The sequence below is a fragment of the Microcoleus sp. Pol14D4 genome (assembly GCF_036701245.1).
Taxonomy (GTDB): domain Bacteria; phylum Cyanobacteriota; class Cyanobacteriia; order Cyanobacteriales; family Microcoleaceae; genus Microcoleus.
The window spans coordinates 1-20,890 of record NZ_JAUBQM010000003.1; the positions used below are offsets into that span (position 1 = coordinate 1).

Consider the following 20,890-nt stretch of genomic DNA (forward strand, 5'->3'; position numbering starts at 1 on the left):
ATTTTAAAGTCCCAAAAGCCTTTCGATCCTAATTATTTGACTGCTACCCCTTGACAGGTCAAGACAGTATCTACAGATTGTTAAAAATGTGTGAGTCACAAACTGTCAGTAATACTGGTGAAATTAAAAGCTTTCACACGCACTCCGGGCACGACACTACCGCCGTAACGCTTCACCGCACTAACTGCATCCACATCGCGCAACATATCAGGTAAAACTTGATTGAAACGCAGGTTTTTAATCGGGTAAGCAATTTTGCCATCCTCAATCCAAAAAGTACCGTCGCGAGTCATTCCCGTTACTTCCAATGTTTTCGGATTAACGTAGCGCACATACCAAGCTCGACTGACGAAAATTCCTCGCTCGGTTTGAGCAACTAAATCTGCTAAACTTTGGTCGGAACCTGTCATCACGATCGGGTAATAAACACCTTTTGCCTCTTTGCCTTTTTGTGCGGCCCAGTAGCGGGAATAAGACAAACTTTGAGGCACGCCATCTTTGATGATTTCCAAATAGTTATTACTCAATCCGTCGCCGAAAAAAGTATTCGATCGCAGCAAAGGATGAGCCGGATCGCGCTGCACTTGCACTAACGGGCTAAAAAGTTGTTCCCCCGCGCGGTTTCCAGCGGGTTTTCCCTCTGCATCCGCGATCGACATAAACGATCGCCCCTCATCCGCCGCCCTCGCATCCAAGCTCCAAATCACCCACGGTAGCAAGCCCGCAAAAGCAGCACCGTCAAGGATTACCGGATAAACGCCGGGAGTGATGGGGCGCGGGTTGCGGGAGGATTTCGCCCGATCGAGCACTTGTTCTGCTAATTCGGCGATCGGCAATTCGTTGATACTCCAAGCAGTGCTCTGAGCCCAACTAGAACCGTTGTCAATGCGAGCCGTAAAGCTGAAATCCGCCTCTGTAGACTGGTTGCAGGCGCGGAGTCCGGTTGACGAGGCGATCGCGTACAGCGACGCATCAGCGCTCAAAGTGCCCGAACCGTGAGCGCCCCCCTGGGAAGCAATGGCGCAAGCTTGCTGCACCATTTTGGCCCGTGCTAGAGGCGATACAGTTGCCGTTGCGGAGTCGAATGCGGGCGATCGCAAATCGTAGGTTTGAGGTGGCAGCAGCGGCATCCATTCGGGGTCTGCCGGCGCAATTCGGGCCAATTCTTCCGATCGCTTGACTGCAGAGGCGATCGCATCTTCATCAAATTCTGTAACAGCAGCAGAGGCGCTTTTCTTGCCAAAATAGCTAGTAATGCTCAGGTTAAATACAGTTTTGCTGATATTTTGGCTGATTTGATTTTCCGAGAATCGGGAAAGAGATTCTTCACCAGTATAAAGACTGACAAATACTTCCTCTGCTTTGGATAGTTTGACTGCTTTTTCTACTACAGATAAGGCTTGGTCTTCACTTAAACTTGCGGGCGATGTTGTTACAATCATGATTGGTAATTAGACATTGCGAATTGGGCATTGCGAATTGGGCATTGCGAATTGGGCATTGCGAATTGGGCATGGTTAACAATTAACTAATAACTAAGAACCGATGCCCTATGCCCCATGCCCTATTACCCAATTTGAATATCCCTCACTCGCACCGGCACACAAGCGTGAGTCATTTGAGCAACCTGCATAGGCTCGCCTTTTCCGCATATATGAGTACCGCACTGAACCAGCTCCGAAGCCGGCCCGATCGCATCTATTTGATTCCAGAAATCAGTAGTCATCGCCTGATAAGTTACATCCTTCAACATACCGACAACTTTACCTTTTTCCACCTTCCAAAAAGCATCGCCACCGAATTGAAAATTGCGCCGCTGCTGGTCGATCGAATAACTACCCATACCGTCGATTAAAATCCCGTCTTCCGTATCCGCAATCATCTCTGCCAAAGTAGCAGTATGGCTGCCACCATCCGGGCCCGGCTCCAATCCCAAATTGGGAATTCTCACCATCGGCACGCTCGACCAACTGTCAGCGCAAGCAGAACCGTTGCTGCTACCGCGTCCGAGGCGATAAGCTGTCTCTCTGTCAGTGAGATAATCAACTAAAATTCCATCCTTGACAACGTACCACTCTTGTGATTTTACGCCCTCATCATCGTAACCCATTGTACCGCGGCCACCTGGTTGAGTGCGATCGCACTTAAAATTCACCCAAGGTGCAGCATATTGCAGTTTATTTAACTTATCAGTAGTAGCAAAGCTCGTGCCAGCAAAATTAGATTCGTAGCCGTAAACCCGGTCTAATTCAGTTGGATGTCCTACAGATTCGTGAATAGTTAAGAACAAATTTGTCGGTTTGAGAATCAGGGATTTGCAAATACCAGCCGGGATTTTGGGAGCACGGACTTTCTCAATAGCTTCAGCCGCAACTCTTTCGACTTGACTCAACAAATCATCGGGATTAATATGTTCGTAACCGATATTTAGCGGCGGGCGATCGTAACTGCGACTTTGGGCATCGCCGCCCGCAATTGCCGTACAGTCAAAACCCGGATAGCTGCGGTAGATTGTTTGTTCGATTAGCGAGCCTTCTGTGGAAGCAAAAACCTTGTCTTCGCGGCTTGACTGCAAAAAAGAATCAGCTTTTTTGATGCCTTGTGCGCCGTGTGCTAGCAGCTTCTCGTTGATAGTCAGCAGCAGTTCAGCTTTGTCAGCAACTGGTACAGAAAAAGGGTCAATGGCGATGGGAGTTACATAGGTATCGACATATTTTTCGACTGGTACTAACCGCACCGGTTCCTTCTGAGTTAAGCGGCTGCCTTTAGCGATTTCTACAGCTAAAGCGACTATTCTTGCAACCTCTGCGGGTGTTTTGCTGTGACTGGCGGCAAACCCCCAAGCGCCGTCTAGAAGCACTCGCACGCCAAAACCGGAACTTACATTATCTGACAGTTGACTTAAAGATCGATCGCGCGCGTAAAGATTCTGCCTTCGGTAACTGCAAAAACGTACATCACCGTACTCGCAACCTGTTTTCCGAATCAAATCTACAGCCAAATTTGCTAACTCGTTAGCAGAGATTTTTGCAGTTAACAGTACCATAGTTATTAGTCATTCGTCGTTAGTTGTTAATCATTATAACATATTGGAATAAACCGCGAAGATGCGAAGAGCACGAAGCAAGGAAAGAGAGAGGTATTTATCATAGCGTTTACGGTTTTTTCGGAATGATTAAACCGCAGAGACCGCAGAGACCGCAGAGGAAGAAAAGAGAGAAATCAATAATTCTGATACCAACGAATTTGATGTCATTTCTAAGTAGAGTTTTTACCTGAAAACATCTTCTTCTTTCTCTTCCTTCGCGCCTTCGCGGTTCGTTAAATCCTACTCCATCTCCTGCAAAACCCCTGTCAAAATTTCCACAAGGCGATCGATATGTTCCTTCTCTATAATCAGCGGTGGCGACAAAGCAATAATATCACCCGTCGTCCGAATTAGCAACCCTTTTTCATAGCACTGCAAGAAACAATCAAAAGCCCGTTTACCAGGCTTTCCAGCAATAGATTCCAACTCAATACCCGCCACCAGTCCCAGATTGCGGACATCAATTACGTGCCGCACTCCCTTCAAAGAATGCACCGCATCTTCCCAGTAACCAGCCATCTTATCGGCTCGTTCAAATAACCTTTCTTCCTCATAAATATCCAGCGTCGCCAATGCAGCCGCACAAGCCAGAGGATGACCAGAATAAGTATAACCGTGAAAAAGCTCGATCGCATTTTCAGGAGCATTCATAAAAGCATCATAAATGCCTTGTTTCACAAACACCGCCCCCATCGGCACCGTACCGTTAGTTATCCCTTTTGCCGCCGTCACAATATCGGGAACCACCCCAAAATATTCCGTTGCAAAACTAGAGCCTAGCCGCCCGAATCCGGTAATTACCTCATCAAAAATCAGCAGAATTCCGTATTTGTCGCAAATCGCCCGCAGTCTCTCCAAATAACCTTTCGGCGGAATCAAAACCCCCGTAGAACCAGCCACTGGTTCCACAATTACTGCTGCAATATTCGACGCATCGTGCAAAGCGACAATCCGCTCCAATTCATCCGCCAAATGCGCTCCCCATTCCGGTTGTTTGCGGCTGAAAGCATTGTGTTCGAGATTGTGAGTGTGAGGCAAATGATCTACTCCCGTGAGCAAACTGCCAAAAAACTTGCGGTTTGTACCGATACCGCCGACAGAAATTCCTCCAAAACCAACGCCGTGATAACCGCGTTCCCTCCCGATTAATCTTTGGCGAGTTCCTTCACCTTTTACCCGGTGATAAGCAATCGCAATTTTCAAAGCAGTTTCTACAGATTCCGAACCCGAATTAGTAAAGAAAACGCGATCGAAATTGCCCGGAATCATCTTTACCAAACGTTCCGCTAATTCAAAAGCACCCGGATGTCCCATCTGAAAAGCCGGAGAGTAATCCAAACGCAAAACCTGCTGTTTAACTGCTTCGGCAATTGTCTCGCGGGCGTGCCCTGCATTGACGCACCACAGCCCCGCAGTACCATCTAAAATTGAGCGGTTATCATGGCTTGTAAAGTGCATATCTTTTGCCGAAACCAATATTCGCGGATTCGCTTTAAACTGTCGGTTGGCAGTGAAGGGCATCCAGTAAGCGTCCATATTTGTCATCGTTTTTTTATCTTTTTATATTGATGATTCTGCCTTCAAACTATAACTTGCTACGGATTGCCGATCGCCAGACGCTTATTATAATTTTACAAATATCTCTTGGCTCTTTTAATTAAAGCTTTGTTTATGATAGACTTAGGTATTAGACGGAGACTCGATCATGTCACTAACTGTCAAAGACTTAGAAAAAGTACAAGCCGAACATCCTGAATGGCGACTAGAGTTAATAGAGGGGAATATCATTGCAATGGGCCCATGCGATTACACCTCCGATGAAATTGGTTCTAGGTTAATTATTCTTTTGGGTATTTGGGTACTGCCACGCAAGCTGGGTCGATTAACGGGTTCCAGCGCTGGCTTTATTTTACCAAATAGTGACTTGCGCGCACCAGATGTATCTTTTGTCAAAGCAGAAAAGCTGAAGCGGAGTCGGCGGGATTTTGTAGAATTGGTTCCTGACTTGATGGTGGAAATTAAATCTAAAACCGATCGCATCAAACCTATCAACGAAAAAATACAATCATTTTTGAGTCTTGGAACGGAAGTGGGAATATTGATTGACCCGGACAGATTAACTCTCACAGTATATCGTACCGCAGCCGAGCCGGAAGTTCTCAGAGATGGAGACATATTGACAATTCCAGAGTTTTTCCCTGGCTGGGAATTGCCAATTTCTGATTTGTGGCCACCCGTTTTTGATTGAAAAATTAGTCGGTTCGTAGTAAGGAAGGCAAGTCCTCTCTATGAAGAAAAACTAAAGTCCTCACTACGAACCATTGAGAGAAGCTTACATATAGCGGTTTTCAGAAAGATGAGGTACGTTGTTGGGCCCCGGCCCTATACGTCTGGGTGGTTATGTAAGCTGTCAGTCATACCTCATCTTTTTGAGAAAGGCTATAGCTAATTCACGATCGCACCGACAGACTCATGCTGCAACAAACCGGTCAGCATTTTCACAGGCCTTTCGTCGTAGGGCCACGCGAAAGCATGGCGGAAAGCGGCCTCTTGACACGCTTGCAACTGCCGAAAATCAATGATATCCAAAGTTAACAAATTCTCGTACTCGAAAGGCAACCGCACGTTGTGCAATCCCGCGTTGTCAGTGCAAATGGCAATATCCACACCGGCTTCAAAACACCGATCGAACACAACCTTCAATTCGCGCATATCTTGCAACGTGCCCGTTTTGAGATAGGTAGTCGGGCAAACTTCCAAGCATTGACCCCTGCGCGCGACTTCTGGCAGCAGTTCGGGATATTTTAACGGAATTTGAATCCCGTGGCCGATACGCATCAGATAGGGCAAAAGTTCGGGATAACAGCCAGAGGTAGTTTCGTAGAGGTGGCCGGTAGTTTTGATGCCGATCGACCTCGCGTACTGGTACAATCCCACAAACTCCTCCAAACGATCGCCAATACAATCATCGCCGCCAGCTATATCGATCGCGCAAACATATTCTCCCATCCCGGCCGCCAAATCTACGATCGCCCGATTCACCTCATAGGGTAAACGCGAGTGCATACACAAAATTTGGCTAGTAACAATCGGACAATCGCTAATTTGACTTGCCTTGCCCACAACTTGTACAATTTCTGCCATCAAATCAATGCGTTCTGACTGATTCAAATGTTCTGGAGTCCGCAAATAAGGCGTATAGCGCAACTCCAAATAAGCCAGATTTTCAAACACGTAAGCGCCCCGCATCAACCGATAGATGAAATAAGGCAAAGTCTCAACAGTTTGAACGCTTTCTACCAGCGTGTGCAGTTCCAAATACTCATTGAGAGTATTGCGCGGACGAGTGTAAAACTCCTCAAACTCCGAGTATTTTTTAAATCGATTAACCATCTCAGCATTGTGGCGATCGAAATACCGCCACAGCACCCTAGGAACGACAGAACCACCCAGATGGCGGTGCAACTCAGCGTGTAAAGTCATGCGATTTTAGATTTTAGATTTTAGATTTTAGATTGAAAGAATTGAAGGATTGAAGAATTGAAGGATTGAAGAATTTGTAATTTAGTCCTATACGCATCAGTGGTCAGAAACCGGGTTTTCCCACATACCAGCCAACAACCTCCAGCAGGTAAACTTTTCCACATTTAAGCTGCACATTGGATTTCCATAAAAACTCATCAAATCCTCTCTCATTCTCCCCTCTCCCATTCTCCCCCTGGCTCTCCCTTCCCAAGTCCCCCGATCGTGCTGGAAGTGGGCTGATGAGAGCAATACAGTCTCAAGTCTTTCAATTGTAACAAAAATTTATTTGACATCCGGGACACGTTAGTACATAATCAGAGTTTGTGTCAACCTGAACTGAACGCGAGAAACCCTTGGCTAACGTAGTTGTGATCGGCGCCCAGTGGGGCGATGAAGGAAAAGGCAAAATTACCGATTTGCTCAGCAAATCCGCAGATATCGTTGTCCGCTACCAAGGGGGCGTCAACGCCGGTCACACCGTGGTAGTAAACGGTCAGACTTTCAAGCTGCATTTAATTCCGTCTGGGATTCTCTACCCTGATAAAGAGTGTATCATCGGCTGCGGTACGGTCATCGACCCTAAAGTTTTAATTGCAGAGTTAGACCAGCTAGAGGCCCTGAATATTTCGACAGCCTCGCTGATGATTTCGGAGACGGCTCACGTAACGATGCCCTATCATCGATTAATTGATGTAGCATCGGAAACGCAGCGGGGAAATTATAAAATCGGGACGACGGGACGCGGCATCGGCCCTACTTACGCCGACAAGTCGGAACGTACCGGCATTCGGATGCTCGATTTAATGGACTTGGAAGGATTGCAAGAACAATTGGAATGGACGATTAATTGTAAAAATGTCCTTCTCGAAAAACTCTACAATTTGCCGCCTTTAAATCCGCAAGAGGTAATTGATGAATATCGAGTTTATGCGGAACGTTTGCGACCCCACGTAGTAGATAGTTCGCTCAAAATTTATGAGGGACTTCACAAGCGGAAAAATATTCTGTTTGAAGGCGCGCAAGGCACTTTATTAGACTTAGATCACGGTACTTATCCTTACGTTACTTCGAGCAATCCCATCGCAGGCGGCGCTTGTGTGGGAACCGGAGTCGGCCCTACAGCGATCGATCGCGTAATTGGCGTAGCAAAAGCTTATACAACCCGCGTCGGAGAAGGCCCCTTCCCTACCGAAATGGTAGATGGAATAGGAGCAGTTTTGGGCGAGAGAGGTGCAGAATTCGGCACGACAACGGGCAGGAAACGCCGCTGCGGTTGGTTCGACGCAGTAATCGGCCGCTACGCAGTCCGCATCAACGGCCTTGACTGTCTGGCAATTACCAAACTAGATGTTTTGGATGAATTAGAAGAAATAAAAGTTTGCGTTGCTTACGAAATTGACGGCGAAAAATGTGTTGATTTCCCCAAAAGTTCCCGGATATTTGCTCGGTGCAAACCTATTTACGAAACCCTTCCCGGTTGGAAACAGTCTACGGAAGAGTGCCGGAATTTGGAAGATTTACCGCCGCAAGCATTGGATTATCTAAAGTTTTTGGCAGACTTGATGGAAGTGCCGATCGCAATTGTTTCTCTCGGTGCGAGCCGCGACCAAACTATTATTGTAGAAGACCCGATTCACGGCCCGAAACGCGCTTTGCTTTCTGCAGACGGCCATCCCGCCAAACCATTTTAGGTTTGAAATTTTAGATTGGGAAAAATTGATGGGGAGATTGGGAGAGTTGAAGAGGCAGAGATTCGGAGAATAGCCAAATTCTCAATTCCCAATTCCCAATTATTATCAAATATTCAGCGAATTTAATTAACTTCGATCGCTGTAGCATAAATTTGATAAAATGTGAAAACAATCAGCAGAACGTAATAAAATGGAACTCGCAGTAGAATGTCAAAAGCGGGCAGAAGGCAGCAAACCTAACGCCCTCCGCCGCTCTGGATTGATTCCCGCCGTCCTCTACGGGCACAAAGGATCTGAATCCATTTCCCTTACCATCAAAGCCAAAACAGTTGAACACCTGCTCAAAAAGCACGTAGTCAACAATACCCTAATTGACCTCAGCATTCCCGACCTCTCTTGGAGCGGAAAAACCTTGCTGCGTGAAGTTCAAGTTCATCCTTGGAAGGGCTATCCTTACCACCTGAGCTTTTTCTCCGTGGCAACTCAAGACAGTCTGGAAGTTGAAGTTTCGCTGAATTTTGTTGGCGAAGCTGTCGGCGTCAAGTTAGAAGGCGGCATCTTGGATACCGTGCTGACGCAACTGGCAGTTAAGTGCAAACCTGACAGCATTCCTGAATCCATAGAAGTAGATATTTCTAATTTAAAGGTTGGGGATGCGCTGCACATTAACGAATTAGTTTTGCCTGAGGGAGTGGTAGCTCTCGGCGAACCAGATCAGGTGGTTGTTACCGTGCTGGGAATTCAAGCAGGTTCTGAAGCCGAAGACGCAGAAGAAGACGCAGCCGCAGCAGCTTAATTAGTAATTGCTAATAGTTGTTAACTAACTAATGGTTGAAAAAAAAGGGCGATCGCTTTCTCGCAAAAGGGCGATCGTTTTTTGCTAAAAAGGCTATTCTAATTTGGGCTCCATCGCACATCTTGCACCCTTCTCAAAAACAGGCAAGATGCCTGTTCCACAAAGAGTGAATTAGTTTCTTGTGGGCCGTTGGTTTTAGCCCGGTGGTAAAAAGCCTATACAAAAGGGTGCAATCTCCCTTGCTCAGTCCACAAGAAAGCCTCCCACAAGCAAGAACCGGCCGTGTTTACTTTGCTTTACAAAACGGGCGATCGCCAGGAGCTACAAAAGTCGCCACTGGCGCGCCAATCAGCCAGAAACCTTACTGATTCTTACATATGTAGCCGTAAAATCAAAAAATCAGCCGAGAATCCCGGTTCCTCGCCAGCAGCGGGAATCAAAAAAATTAAGAATTAGGGGAACAAGCCCGCTACTGTTAGTGTCAAACGCGAGTATAATTGTGAAACGTTTTGACTACCATATTTAATTCCTGCCTCTGGAGCCGCCGCCCATATGCCATCAACAGTGAATACAGAATCAACAGCGGTTCAATTTAACCAACAGGGAGAAACATACTTATCCCAAGGAAAAATAGAAGAAGCGATCGCATCCTGCGAGCAAGCTTTGAAGATTCACCCCAATTTTGCACCAGCTTACAAGACTTTGGGCAACGCGCTGCAAGCTCAAGGCAGGATGGAAGAGGCGCGGCACTGGTACGCAAAAGCGATTGAAATAGAACCGAGTTTTGCGGAAGTATACGCGAATTTGGGCAGCCTGGGCGCGCAGCAGCAAAAATGGCAAGAAGCGATCGGATTTTATCAAAAGGCGATCGCGATTAAGCCGAATTTCGCAGGAGTGTACCGGAATTTAGCAAAAGTATTCGGACAAATTAGCAAACCGGAAGAAGCCCAGCAGTGCTGGTATCAAGCATTTAGTTTGGAACCGGAAAAAGTAGCCCCTGGGGAACACTTGAATATGGGCGACGCTTTTTTTCGGCAGGAAAAATTCCCCGAAGCGATCGCCTGTTACGATCGCGCCATAAAATTAAATCCTAATGTGGCTACTGCTTACCAAAATTTGGGCGAAGCGCTAAAAAAACAAGGCAAGTTAGAGGAAGCGACAGCATATTATCGCAAAGCTATTGAACTGAACGCAGCTAATGCGAGAAACGGCAGCGAGGGACAGCAAACTTTGGCGGGTGCAACTGCGAAAAACGGTGCAGTCAAGCAGCAGCCCGCAGCAACCGCAATTAAGCAGCCAGTGCAGCAGGCAGTGCAGCAGGCAGTGCAGCAGCAGCCAGTTAATTCTACAATTAATATAGAAGATCCAGAAGCATACAAAATACTGGCAGAAGGCTATTTTGCTCAGGGTAAATTGGAACAGGCGATCGCAGCTTGCAAGAAGGCACTGCAAATTAAGCCGGAAGCGCCGCTTTACAAAATGCTGGGCAACGCCCTACAAGCTGGCGGAAAAATTGATGAAGCTAAAAGTTGCTATGTCAAAGCAATAGAAATTAACCCAAATTTTGCCGAAGCTTATGCTAATTACGGCAGCATTTGCGCGCAGCAAGAACAGTGGCAGCAAGCGGTTTCTGCTTACGAAAAGGCGATCGCCCTGAAACCGGATTTTGCCGGTGCTTTCCGCAATTTTGCGAAACTGTTAACTCAGTTAGGCAAGTCGGAAGAGGCGGCTGAGGCTTGGTATCGAGCATTTGCGATCGACCCCAAGTCGGGCACGGCTGAGGAACACGAGAATTTAGCCAAAACTTTGATCGATCAAGGTAAGGTAGATAAGGGAATTGAGTGTTACCGACGCGCGGTTGAGTTGAACCCAAATGCTGGCGCAGCTTATCACGAATTGGGCGAAATTCTTAAGGGTCAAGAACAGTGGGAAGCGGCGGTAGATGCTTACACTAATGCTATTAGAAACAATCCCGATCTTTCTTGGTCGCACAACAATTTAGCTGAGTCGCTGGTTAAGTTGGAAAGGTGGGAGGAATCTGTAAATGCTTACCGCAAGGCGATCGAATTAAATCCAGATTTTAGCTGGTCTCACAACAATTTAGCAGATGTGCTGCTGAAGTTGGAACGGTGGGAAGAAGCTGTAGAGTCTTACCGCAAAGCAACAGAGTTAAATCCTGATTTCAGTTGGTCGCACAACTATTTAGCAGACGCGCTGATTAAGCTGGGAAGGTGGGATGAGGCAATTTCGGCTTACCAAAGGTCGATCGAACTCAATCCCGACCATTTTTGGGCGCACAACAATTTAGCAGAAGCGCTGGTGAATTTGGAACGGTGGGATGAGGCGGTTGTTGCGTACCGGCGTGCTAACGAAGTGAATCCGAATTTCTTCTGGTCGCAGAGCAAATTGGGCGACGTGCTGCTAGAAATGGAAAGGTGGGAGGAAGCGCTCGATGTTTACCGGCGCGCGGCCGAGTTAAATCCTGATTTTCCGTGGACTTATTACAACATGGCAACGGCTTTTGAGAAGCTGGAACGGTGGGATGAGTCGATCGCGGCTTACCGCCGCGCTGCGGAAATTCAGCCGGATTTGCCGTGGCTTTCGCAAAAGTTGGCGGATGCTTTGAGGATGCGATCGCAGTGGGATTTGAAGGAGGCGATGCGTTTGTACCGGCGGGCGATTCAGGAGAATCGTGATGACGTGCAGTTGTATCACAAGGCGCTGGAGATTGCGCCGAATGATGCAGACCTTTATGTTGAGTTGGCTAATGCTTTGGTGCGGAAGAATTGGTCGGATGGGGCGATCGTCTTTTATCAGATGGCGTTGCAGGTAAATCCCGAATGCGGTGAGGCGCACTTGCAGTTGGGGTTGCTTTTCGCGCAAAAGAATGATATGGAGCGGGCGATGGCTTGTTACCGTCGCGCTATTGAGGTTCAACCAAATGAGTATAAACCTTACCAATTGTTAGGCGATGCTTTGAGTGCAAAAGGTCAGCGGGAGGAAGCGATGAACTGTTACCGTCGGGCGATCGAGTTAAAACCTGACGATCCGTATATCCACAACAATTTAGGGGATATGCTGCGACATCAAGGAGATGTGGAAGGAGCGATCGCTTGTTACCGCCGCGCCATAGAACTTAAGTCAGATTTCTCATGGTTCCACTATAATTTAGGGGAAGTATTGACCAAAAAAGGGCAAATAGATGAAGCAAGTGCTTGTTACCGTCACGCCTTAGAGTTAGAACCCAAGATTTTCTAATTTTTCGTGAATAGAGTCTGTATTTCATAATTTGAGCCAGGCTCAAAGATGTCATTTACCCTTAGAAGAAATCAATCAAGATTAGAGGAAACACCATGAACCCTGAAGCAACTAAGTCCTTGGAAGAAGCCATTCAAAAGACTTTATCCACTCACGCTAAAAATGACAAAAGTTTTCTATGGATGGCATACTGGGTCATCTTTGAGCGTGAAGCAGATTCCGATGGATTAAATAGTTGGTTGGGCGAACTCAGTGCAGGTTTGTCTCGATCGGCTGTCATCAAAAGAATGATTGAATCCAATGAATTTCAAGCGCGCCTTCCAGATGGTGAAGTCGGAAACCCAGTTCTTCATAAACTTCACAGTGCCAGAATGACAATGGTCAAGACACTACTTCCACCTGCTAAAGTGGTGTTAGACCTAGGAGGTTATTCCGCCTCAGATCCAAAAGGAGCGTTGCTACAGCTAGGTTATTCTTATGTTCCAGAAAAACTTTACATACTAGACTTCCATCCCGATAAGATGATGTTTCCTGGACCTGAGTGGTCAAAACAGGTTAAGTACAAAGACTGCGAAATTAATTATGTTTATGGAAGTATGACTGACTTAAGTTTATTTGAAGACAATTCTTTCGATCTAATTTGGTCAGGAGAGTCAATAGAACACATCACTGTAGAAGAGGCTGAAAAAGTTCTTTCAAAAGCCTACAAATTATTAAAACCGGGCGGGAAGTTAGCTCTAGATACCCCTAACAGGCGAGCTACTAAGCTACAAGTTCCCGACGGTTACATACATCCCGAACACAAGCTTGAGTATTATCACAAAGATTTATGCGAACTATTAGAGAAGCATAACTTCAAAATAATTCAATCTAAGGGACTGATTGACCTCTCAAAGTCTATAGATACATCCAGTATGGATCATTTCAACGAGGAATTTCTTAACAGTGAAAACCTCAACGATAATCCAGATAAATCGTATTGTTTTTACATATGCTGTATGCGAGGGGAAGATTCATAGAGTTTGAGGGGACTGAATGCTGTCAGCTCATCTTCAAAACAATTTGTGCGAGACTGGATGTTGCAAAATATCTAAATCTGTCTGAGCCTGTTTTGCCGCCTGTCTCCAAGCTTGAGCTTGGGATTCGTACCACTTTTTCTCTTCTATTGTCCTCATAATATATTCCAGGCGATGTCTAATTTTTTGACCAATAACCTCTGGATTGAATAAAGACCTAATCTCCTTAGCGGCTCTCGCTCCTACTTCCTGTGCTTGTGGATAATTTTCAAAAACATACTGCATGAGCGAAACTGTATGATCAATATCCGGCTCAGCCCAGATACTACCTTTTGGGTAAAGTCCATAAGCTTCAGTAGTGGTCACTAGATCGTACTTTACCAAAAAACTATTGCCGACATTCATAAAATCGGTATTGGATGAATAGGCGGTAGCTATGACTGGCTTGCCGTAATACATTGCCTCCGCCATAGTCAAACCAAAACCCTCAGCCCGATGTAGCGATACATAGCAGTTACAATTATCTACTAAGGCATGAACCTCTTCCTTGCTCAAATGCCCTTCGATAAGTTGAATAGATGGCCAGTCTTCTGTCATCGCTTTTAGTTGAGCGTACTGATTTTGATAGTAAGGATGAGGTCTAAACTTAATAATCAGTAAAACATCTTCATTAGACTTCCCAAAAGCTTTTTTAAACGCCTCAATGCTAGCAAAAGGATTTTTTCGCTCAAAACCGCTGCCCATGTCGAACATGAACAGAAAAATAAATTTGTCTTTAGGTAATCCTAAAGCTTCTCTGCCCAATTCGTTGGGCGGCAAATAAATGCTAGGCGGTAATTTCACAACGGGAAGAGGCGAGACATCGGAAATGGTTTCAGCGGTGTAATTACTGTAAGTCCACACCTCATCAAATCGATTAAAAGCTCCCATAAAAAAATCTGGAAATACCGGAAGTTCCCAAATCCAAAAACCAATATTATAGCGATTATTAAAAAACTCAGGCTCGATACAATTCAACAAGGACTCGTGAGGGTTGGTATGGACGATATTAATCGGATAAGAGTATTCGCTGGAAAAATTAGTGTATGTAGAATCTAAGTTGCGTTGGGAATCTTCTTTCAGATCCTTGATTGTGAAAGGAATGTTAGCTGCTTCTATGGCTCTGATTGTGCCTCGCACCCCCCCGCCCAAACCAAACTCGCCACTCACATGACCGATAATATTAACTCCAAACTTAAAATTTGTGTTATTGAACATGATTGAACTCCTAATCAAAAATATTTACAGTAAATCAAATTTGTCAAGTCTTAGTAAGCCTTTGGTATTGCGCTACTTCAGATTGAACTTGCTGTGTTGTCTGGCGCCAAACTTGGATTTGGGAGTGAGCCAAAGCCGTCTCTTGCTGCATCTGATGGATACGAGTTGACCAGTTTGTAGATTGGTTCATCCTGTTTCTAATGATTTCCAACCGATTTTTGATTTTCGTGCCTAGAAGTTGAGGACTCAGTAAAGACTTGATTTCTTGAGCTGCTCTTGCTCCTACTTGTTGTGCTTCCTGGGGATTCTCAAAAACATACTGCATTAATGATGCTGCATGAGCGATACTGGGATCGGCCCAGTAATTTCCTTTAAAGTAAGGCCCATAATCTTCTGCCAGCGTCACTATGTCATATTTTACTGGAAAACTATTGCCGACATTCATAAATTCCATATTAGATGAGTAGCCAGTCGCAATTACAGGTTTGCCGTAGTACATCGCTTCCGCCATTGTCAAACCAAAACCTTCGGCCCGGTGCAGGGAAACATAGCAGTCGCAATTGGCAACTAAAGCATGAAGTTCTTCTCTCTTTAAATGCCCATCTATAAAGTGAACTGGCCAGCCTGCTGCTTGCGCTTTGAGTTGCTCCCGTTCTTTGGGGAAAAAGTTGCCATTAGAAAACTTGAGTACCAGTAAGACATCTTCATTCGATTGAGCAAAAGCTCGCTTAAATGCCTCCAAAGTAGCAAAGGGATTTTTGCGACCTATGGTACTGTGGAAGTCAAACATGAACAAAAAAATAAATTTGTCTTGGGGTAATCCTAATGCTTCTCTCTCCAATGACGGTTCTGGAAATTCAAGGCTGGACATCATCTTAATCACAGGGACGGGGGATACGGGCGCGATCGCTTCAGCGCAGTAATTGCTATAAGTCCATATCTCGTCAAATAAAGAAAAAGCGTATAGCCACCCTGATGGAAATATCGGCAGTTCCCAAGCCCAGAAGCCAATATTGTATCGACCTTTAAAGCATTCGCGATCGACCATGTTGAAAACCATGGGTTCTGGCAGAGTGTGGATCAGGTTAATGGGATAGGGATTTTGCTCGGAAAAACTTGTGTAGCTGCTATCTAAATTTCGATGCCAATGTACCTTAATATCTTTCAGTGCAAACGGAATGCCAGCAGCTTCGATCGCTCTGAGAGTGGCCCTCGATCCTTCTCCCAGACCATATTCACCGCTCAGGTGGCCAATAAAATTGATGCCGAAATTAGAATCTATTGTTTGATTTAACATGGTTCGTCTTTTACTTAAGAAATCTCTAGAATAATGCTTGAAAATTCAGCGCTATTATCGTTGAAATTAAGAGTATTTTGCTAACTCTTTTTGTACCTGTAATGCTGTCTGTCTCCAAACTTGGGCTTGGCGAGCCAATAGATCTCTTTCTGTCTGAAGTTCATGGAACCGATTTGACAACTGGGTATGATTGAGATGTGCCCTGATAAATTCAAGGCGATTTTTTATTTTTATACCTACAGCTTGAGGATTTAATAAAGACCTGATTTCCTTGGCTGCTTTTTTTCCTGTTTTCTGAGCTTCCTGATAATTCTCAAATACATACTGCATGAGAGACGCAGCATGAGCAATATCTGGTTCCGCCCAGACACTGCCTTTGGGGTAAGCTCCATAATCTTCACTTGTTGTCACCAGCTCGTATTTAACCGGAAAACTATTGCCAACATTCATAAATTCCATATTAGATGAATAGGCTGTGGCGATTACTGGTTTGCCGTAGTACATGGCTTCCGACATTGTTAAACCGAATCCTTCAGCCCGATGCAGAGACACATAACAGTCACAACTATTAACCAAGCCGTGAATCTCTTCTTTTTGCAAGTGCCCGTCTATAAACTGAAGAGATGACCAACCCTCCGCCAAATCCATTAGTTCCTGGCGCCGTTGCGGAAAAAGATAAGCATTGGCAAACTTGAGAACGAGTAAAACATCTGGATTAGATTTACCAAAAGCTCGTTTAAATGCCTCAACGGTGGCAAAGGGATTTTTTCGTTCAAAGGAACTACCAAAGTCAAACATGAAAAGAAAAATAAACTTATCTTTGGGTAAGTTTAGGTTCTGTCTTGTTAATAGAGGTTGCGGAAAGGCGAGGCTAACAGGAATTTTGAGTACAGGAACTTGGGAGACAGTCGCAAATGCTTCTGCACAAAAGTTACTGGTAGTCCAGATTTCATCAAATAAATCAAATGCCCACTGCCATTCAGAGGGAAATACGGGCAGTTCCCATAGCCAGACACCTATATTGTATTTGCCTTTGAAATATTCAGAACCAATGCCGGGAAAGTACCCGGCTAAAATCTGCTCAACCCAATTGGGGTTGGTTTGGACTATATTGATTGGATATGGATTGTCGTCGGAAAATTTTTTGTAGCTAGTATCGGAGTTTGGTAGCCAATCTATTTTTAGATCCTTAACTGCAAAGGGAATTCTGGCTGCTTCTAGGGCTCGGAGATTTCCTCTAGCTGCTTCCGCTAGCCCAAAATCACCGGTTATATGACCGGTTAAATTAACACCCAAAGAATTATTTAGTTGATGATTTAACATTGGTCTTGGTTTTGGCTGAGTAGAAAGGTCTGAATATGATTGAAAAACGATTTAATCTATGAAGCCTTTTGAATGAGCAGCCCCAAGGATGTTGTGACATATTGTTCCAACTGAAGCTTTAAGTGTATCCCCGACCAGGGCGGTACGTCTATGTGACGATCGAAGGGCCCGCTTCCAGTGTTGTAGTTGAGGACTATTTCGTGTCCTTGGCTTGTCAAATCTGCTGCGAGTCTGTCGATGTCCTGCCGTCGAAACAGTACAGTCTGTTGGTCGTCGATCGTCGCGTCATTAGAAAAAACGTTGAATTCGGTGGTATGTACTGCTATTCCCCCCGGACGCAGGCACTTAAGGCTGTTTTTGACAAATTGCAGCCCCAGTTCGATCGAGCCGACGTGCTCGAAAGCGCAAGACGAATAGACAAAATCGAAGCCGACCAAATCAGCATCTATCTTGTTCATATCTGCCACGCGGTAACTCACCTTTGATGCGAAGCGTTCGGGGGGGCAGATGCCGCGATCGTTAAGTGCCTCTAGCGTGGCTGCATATTGACCGGTACCTGCCCATCCCTGCTTAGTGGCTTCCTCTGAATCTAGGTCTGTGGCCACCACTTCGCAGCCTCGCGCAGCCATTACAGCTACTAACGGTTCCTGGCCGACACCAAAACCTAGTCCGCGCCTGCCTGGTGACATCATGCCCGCCTCAGACAGACACTGGAGGATATAGGCGTACTCCCACAGTTTTCTATGAAATATTGGCTCGTGCGGCAGACGAGTTTCCTCACACCAATAGTAGAAGGCATCCGATCGACACTGGGCCTCGGTGGCCATTTGCGAGACTGGATTAGTGAGGCTCGGCTCATCGTTGATAATAACTGGCTGCTGATTGATGGCAGTTGTCGCAGCGTTTTTTTTAATCATACATAGCACCGATCCCTAAGTCCAATGGAGTTCTGAGTTTTCTGTAGTTCTCTCTTTCCGCTTCTGTCTCAAGTTCAATGCGGTTTGATAAAGTTCCATATCTTCGCTATTGATAGCTGCTAACTTAGCTAGCAGATTTTTGTCACTCAACACATTGTTAACATAACCGTGATACCCGGGGTATCTATTTTTGTTATGCCAACCAATTTCTACCTCTGGCAAACCTAGCATCTCTCTCAGGTCACTTAGGTCATCGCGGAAAAATTCTTGGATGCCGACAAAGTAAAAATCACTTAGCTTCCTTCCCAGAACGCACCTCGACATCAAGTTCTGGGTTGCGGGTAACTCAGCAAATTCCAGCAGACTCGGCTTGGTTTGACTGACATATTTCAGAAATTCATCCTCAGTAACGTCACTCCGCATACTAATAGAATCACAATACCAGGAAATTAAGCGAGTAATGGGATGCCTTAACCAAATTATCGAGGGAACGGAATGCAAAAAACATCCTTTGTATTTGACAGCCGGAAAATTGCCGTGAATTATTCTAGTTTCTCTATTAATCCCACCTTGTTGCACGATAGTAGCTAAAGACATATTTTTGTATTCTTTAACTACTTTATCGCTACCATAAACTTGTTCTAAAATCTTGCCAAACGTTACGCCTGCTGTTTTTGGTATGTGTACGGAAATCAATTTTACTTCCGAAGCTAAGGGCAAAAGTCCTTCCTCCACAAGCTTCCACAAAGCCTCAAATTCTGGTGAATCCCGCATTTCACAGAGTAATTGCTGACGTGTGAACCCGCCCTCACGTAAAACTTGGATGTAGGTTTCTTTGCCTTCGCGGTCGGGATCGCGTTTGAGATAGGCGTGATAAGCTACTTCCAGAAAATCTCCATCTTTGAGGCTCTCATTTTCTTGCAAAAATTCTGAATCGTTGATTTGGGGGAGTTGAAATTGAGATTGCTCTAATTGCCTGCGAATCCCAATTTTCATAATATGTTGCAGGCGGCTTCTAATTGTGCTGCCGACTGTCTGCGGACTCAGTAAAGACTTAATTTCCATAGCGGCTCTGGCTCCTACTTGCTCAGCTTCTTGATAATTGTGAAAAACATACTGCATTAAGGAGGCCGCATGGTCAATATCAGGCTCGGCCCAGACACTACCTTTTGGGTAAGGGCCATAATCCTCAGTCGTTGTAACTAGGTCATATTTCACCAGAAAACTATTCCCTACATTCATAAATTCAACATTGGAGGAGTATGCAGTAGCGATCGTAGGTTTTCCATAAAACATCGCTTCAGCCATGGTCAAGCCAAAACCCTCTGAACGATGTAGCGACACATAACAATCACAACAGTTAACTAAGGAATGAATTTCTTCTTTCTTTAAATCTCCTTCTATAAACTTAATAGATGACCATTCTTTTGCCGAACTCAAAAGTTGCTCTTGCTGCTGTTTAAACTGTGGATGCGGTCGGAACTTAATCACCAATAGCACATCATTATTTAGTTTATCAAAAGCTCGTTGAAATGCCTCTACTGTAGCTATTGGATTTTTTCTTTCAAATATGCTTCCCAAGTCGAACATGAACAAAAAAATAAATTTATTTTTGGGTAATCCTAAAGCTTCTCTCCCCAATGATGATTGTGGCAGATAAATGCTAGGTGCTACTTTTAGAACTGGAATAGACGATACCTTAGCAATGGCTTCAGCCGTGTAATGGCTATAAGTCCATATCTCATCAAATAAATCAAAAGCACCTTGCCAAAAATAGGGAAATGTTGGCAGTTCCCAAGCCCAAAAGCCTATATTGTATCTACCCTGAAAGTATTCAGAACCAATTTGCTCCATATGGACTGGATTAGGATTGGCATGAACGATGTTGATTGGATACGGATTATTTTCAGAAAAATCTGTGTATGTATAATCTAAGTTCCGCTGCGAACTTTCTTTAAGATCCTTGAGTGCGAAGGGAATGCCTGCTGCTTCTATTGCTCTAATGGTACCTCTCATGCCTTCGCCCAGACCAAATTCACCTGTCACGTGGCCTACAAGATTGACACCAAAAGTATAACTTACTGTTTGATTGAACATAGTCAATTTTATCCTCCTGATAATTGTGAATACAATTTAAGTTTGAAATTGAAAATCTACTGTTTTTATCCTCACCTTCAGAAACGAACGATTAATCACTCTGTGAGGACAGTGTTCTAAGTTTATCAACGAACGTCAGATGGCGATGTGCGATCGCCGATTGCTAGCACTCTCACTCTAGTGCTTCGGAATTACACTGTTGCCATTATGAAGACCGCGACGCATCAATTCATTCCATTCCGCTGAGTTAATCAGGGAGTTGGTATCAAGCTGATACCCCTTTTCTGAACTGAACTGGGCAAAACTCTCTAACCATTTTAATACTGTTTCTGTTGCGGAGAAAGGGGTACACTTTAATGATTGTTTGAGAAAGTGAGCCATACCTTTCATATCACCATTGTGATGAGCGTGCCAAGCCTCCCACACCAGAAGTTTGTAATCTAACTGGATTCGTAAGTCAGAATCTCCAACCATAGCTTCCTGAAACTGTAGTCTTTCCCCTTCAGCCTGAGTCTGGTGCAGTTGAGCCTGAGATTGCTCCAATTCTCCCTGAGTCTGGTGCAGTTGAGCCTGAGATTGCTCCAATTCTCCCTGAGTCTGGTGCAGTTGAGCCTGAGATTGCTCC

The 20,890-nt window shown here is 45.1% G+C and carries 14 protein-coding genes and 1 pseudogene; 5 read left to right on the top strand and 10 right to left on the bottom strand.

The features are described 5' to 3' along the window. Window positions 1-95: 95 nt before the first annotated feature. The 3 genes from QUA33_RS02365 to QUA33_RS02375 all read right to left on the bottom strand — a co-directional run bounded on the left by QUA33_RS02365 (window position 96) and on the right by QUA33_RS02375 (window position 4,633). The gene (locus tag QUA33_RS02365; RefSeq protein WP_333146154.1) at window positions 96-1,442 is read right to left on the bottom strand and encodes a TldD/PmbA family protein; all 1,347 of its coding nucleotides are present in this window, start codon (window positions 1,440-1,442) and stop codon (window positions 96-98) included. Window positions 1,443-1,567: 125 nt separating this feature from the next. After that, entirely contained in the window at window positions 1,568-3,046 is a 1,479-nt protein-coding gene (locus QUA33_RS02370) for a TldD/PmbA family protein (RefSeq protein ID WP_333146156.1), read from the bottom strand. 282 nt (window positions 3,047-3,328) lie between these two features. Then, window positions 3,329-4,633: an aspartate aminotransferase family protein gene (locus QUA33_RS02375; protein ID WP_333146158.1), complete on the bottom strand. Its 1,305-nt coding sequence runs from the start codon at window positions 4,631-4,633 to the stop codon at window positions 3,329-3,331. Window positions 4,634-4,793: 160 nt separating this feature from the next. On the opposite strand from QUA33_RS02375, the gene QUA33_RS02380 reads away from it, so the two are divergent. Next, window positions 4,794-5,336 carry a Uma2 family endonuclease gene (locus tag QUA33_RS02380; protein ID WP_333146160.1) on the top strand — a complete coding sequence of 181 codons (543 nt, stop codon included), beginning with the start codon at window positions 4,794-4,796 and terminating at the stop codon, window positions 5,334-5,336. Between the two features lie 197 nt (window positions 5,337-5,533). Here QUA33_RS02380 and QUA33_RS02385 read toward each other — a convergent pair whose 3' ends face one another. Continuing rightward, window positions 5,534-6,571: an adenosine deaminase gene (locus QUA33_RS02385; protein ID WP_333146162.1), complete on the bottom strand. Its 1,038-nt coding sequence runs from the start codon at window positions 6,569-6,571 to the stop codon at window positions 5,534-5,536. Between the two features lie 395 nt (window positions 6,572-6,966). Between QUA33_RS02385 and QUA33_RS02390 the strand changes: the two genes are divergently transcribed. The 4 genes from QUA33_RS02390 to QUA33_RS02405 all read left to right on the top strand — a co-directional run bounded on the left by QUA33_RS02390 (window position 6,967) and on the right by QUA33_RS02405 (window position 13,377). Further along, the gene (locus QUA33_RS02390; protein WP_333146164.1) at window positions 6,967-8,304 is read left to right on the top strand and encodes an adenylosuccinate synthase; all 1,338 of its coding nucleotides are present in this window, start codon (window positions 6,967-6,969) and stop codon (window positions 8,302-8,304) included. Between the two features lie 190 nt (window positions 8,305-8,494). Then, window positions 8,495-9,100 (top strand): 50S ribosomal protein L25/general stress protein Ctc, encoded by a 606-nt coding sequence (locus QUA33_RS02395; protein WP_333146166.1) that lies wholly within the window; start codon window positions 8,495-8,497, stop codon window positions 9,098-9,100. Window positions 9,101-9,652: 552 nt separating this feature from the next. Beyond that, window positions 9,653-12,358, top strand: coding sequence for a tetratricopeptide repeat protein (locus QUA33_RS02400; RefSeq protein ID WP_333146168.1), 2,706 nt, complete (start codon window positions 9,653-9,655; stop codon window positions 12,356-12,358). Window positions 12,359-12,453: 95 nt separating this feature from the next. Then, a complete protein-coding gene (locus tag QUA33_RS02405; protein WP_333146170.1) occupies window positions 12,454-13,377 on the top strand; it encodes a methyltransferase domain-containing protein in 924 nt (307 codons plus the stop codon). Window positions 13,378-13,410: 33 nt separating this feature from the next. Here QUA33_RS02405 and QUA33_RS02410 read toward each other — a convergent pair whose 3' ends face one another. The 6 genes and pseudogenes from QUA33_RS02410 to QUA33_RS02435 form a co-directional block, all read right to left on the bottom strand. Further along, window positions 13,411-14,631, bottom strand: coding sequence for a glycosyltransferase family 4 protein (locus QUA33_RS02410; protein WP_333146172.1), 1,221 nt, complete (start codon window positions 14,629-14,631; stop codon window positions 13,411-13,413). 43 nt (window positions 14,632-14,674) lie between these two features. Further along, on the bottom strand, window positions 14,675-15,928 hold the full coding sequence (locus tag QUA33_RS02415) for a glycosyltransferase (protein ID WP_333146174.1): 1,254 nt from the start codon (window positions 15,926-15,928) through the stop codon (window positions 14,675-14,677). A gap of 66 nt (window positions 15,929-15,994) precedes the next feature. Then, complete coding sequence (locus QUA33_RS02420) at window positions 15,995-17,251, bottom strand: glycosyltransferase (RefSeq protein ID WP_333146175.1); 1,257 nt, start codon at window positions 17,249-17,251, stop codon at window positions 15,995-15,997. Between the two features lie 56 nt (window positions 17,252-17,307). Beyond that, on the bottom strand, window positions 17,308-18,168 hold the full coding sequence (locus QUA33_RS02425) for a class I SAM-dependent methyltransferase (RefSeq protein ID WP_333146177.1): 861 nt from the start codon (window positions 18,166-18,168) through the stop codon (window positions 17,308-17,310). Between the two features lie 15 nt (window positions 18,169-18,183). Beyond that, the gene (locus tag QUA33_RS02430; protein ID WP_333146179.1) at window positions 18,184-20,265 is read right to left on the bottom strand and encodes a glycosyltransferase; all 2,082 of its coding nucleotides are present in this window, start codon (window positions 20,263-20,265) and stop codon (window positions 18,184-18,186) included. A 177-nt stretch (window positions 20,266-20,442) separates the two neighbouring features. Continuing rightward, a pseudogene (locus QUA33_RS02435) lies at window positions 20,443-20,890 on the bottom strand (chromosome partitioning protein ParA); the annotation flags it as partial.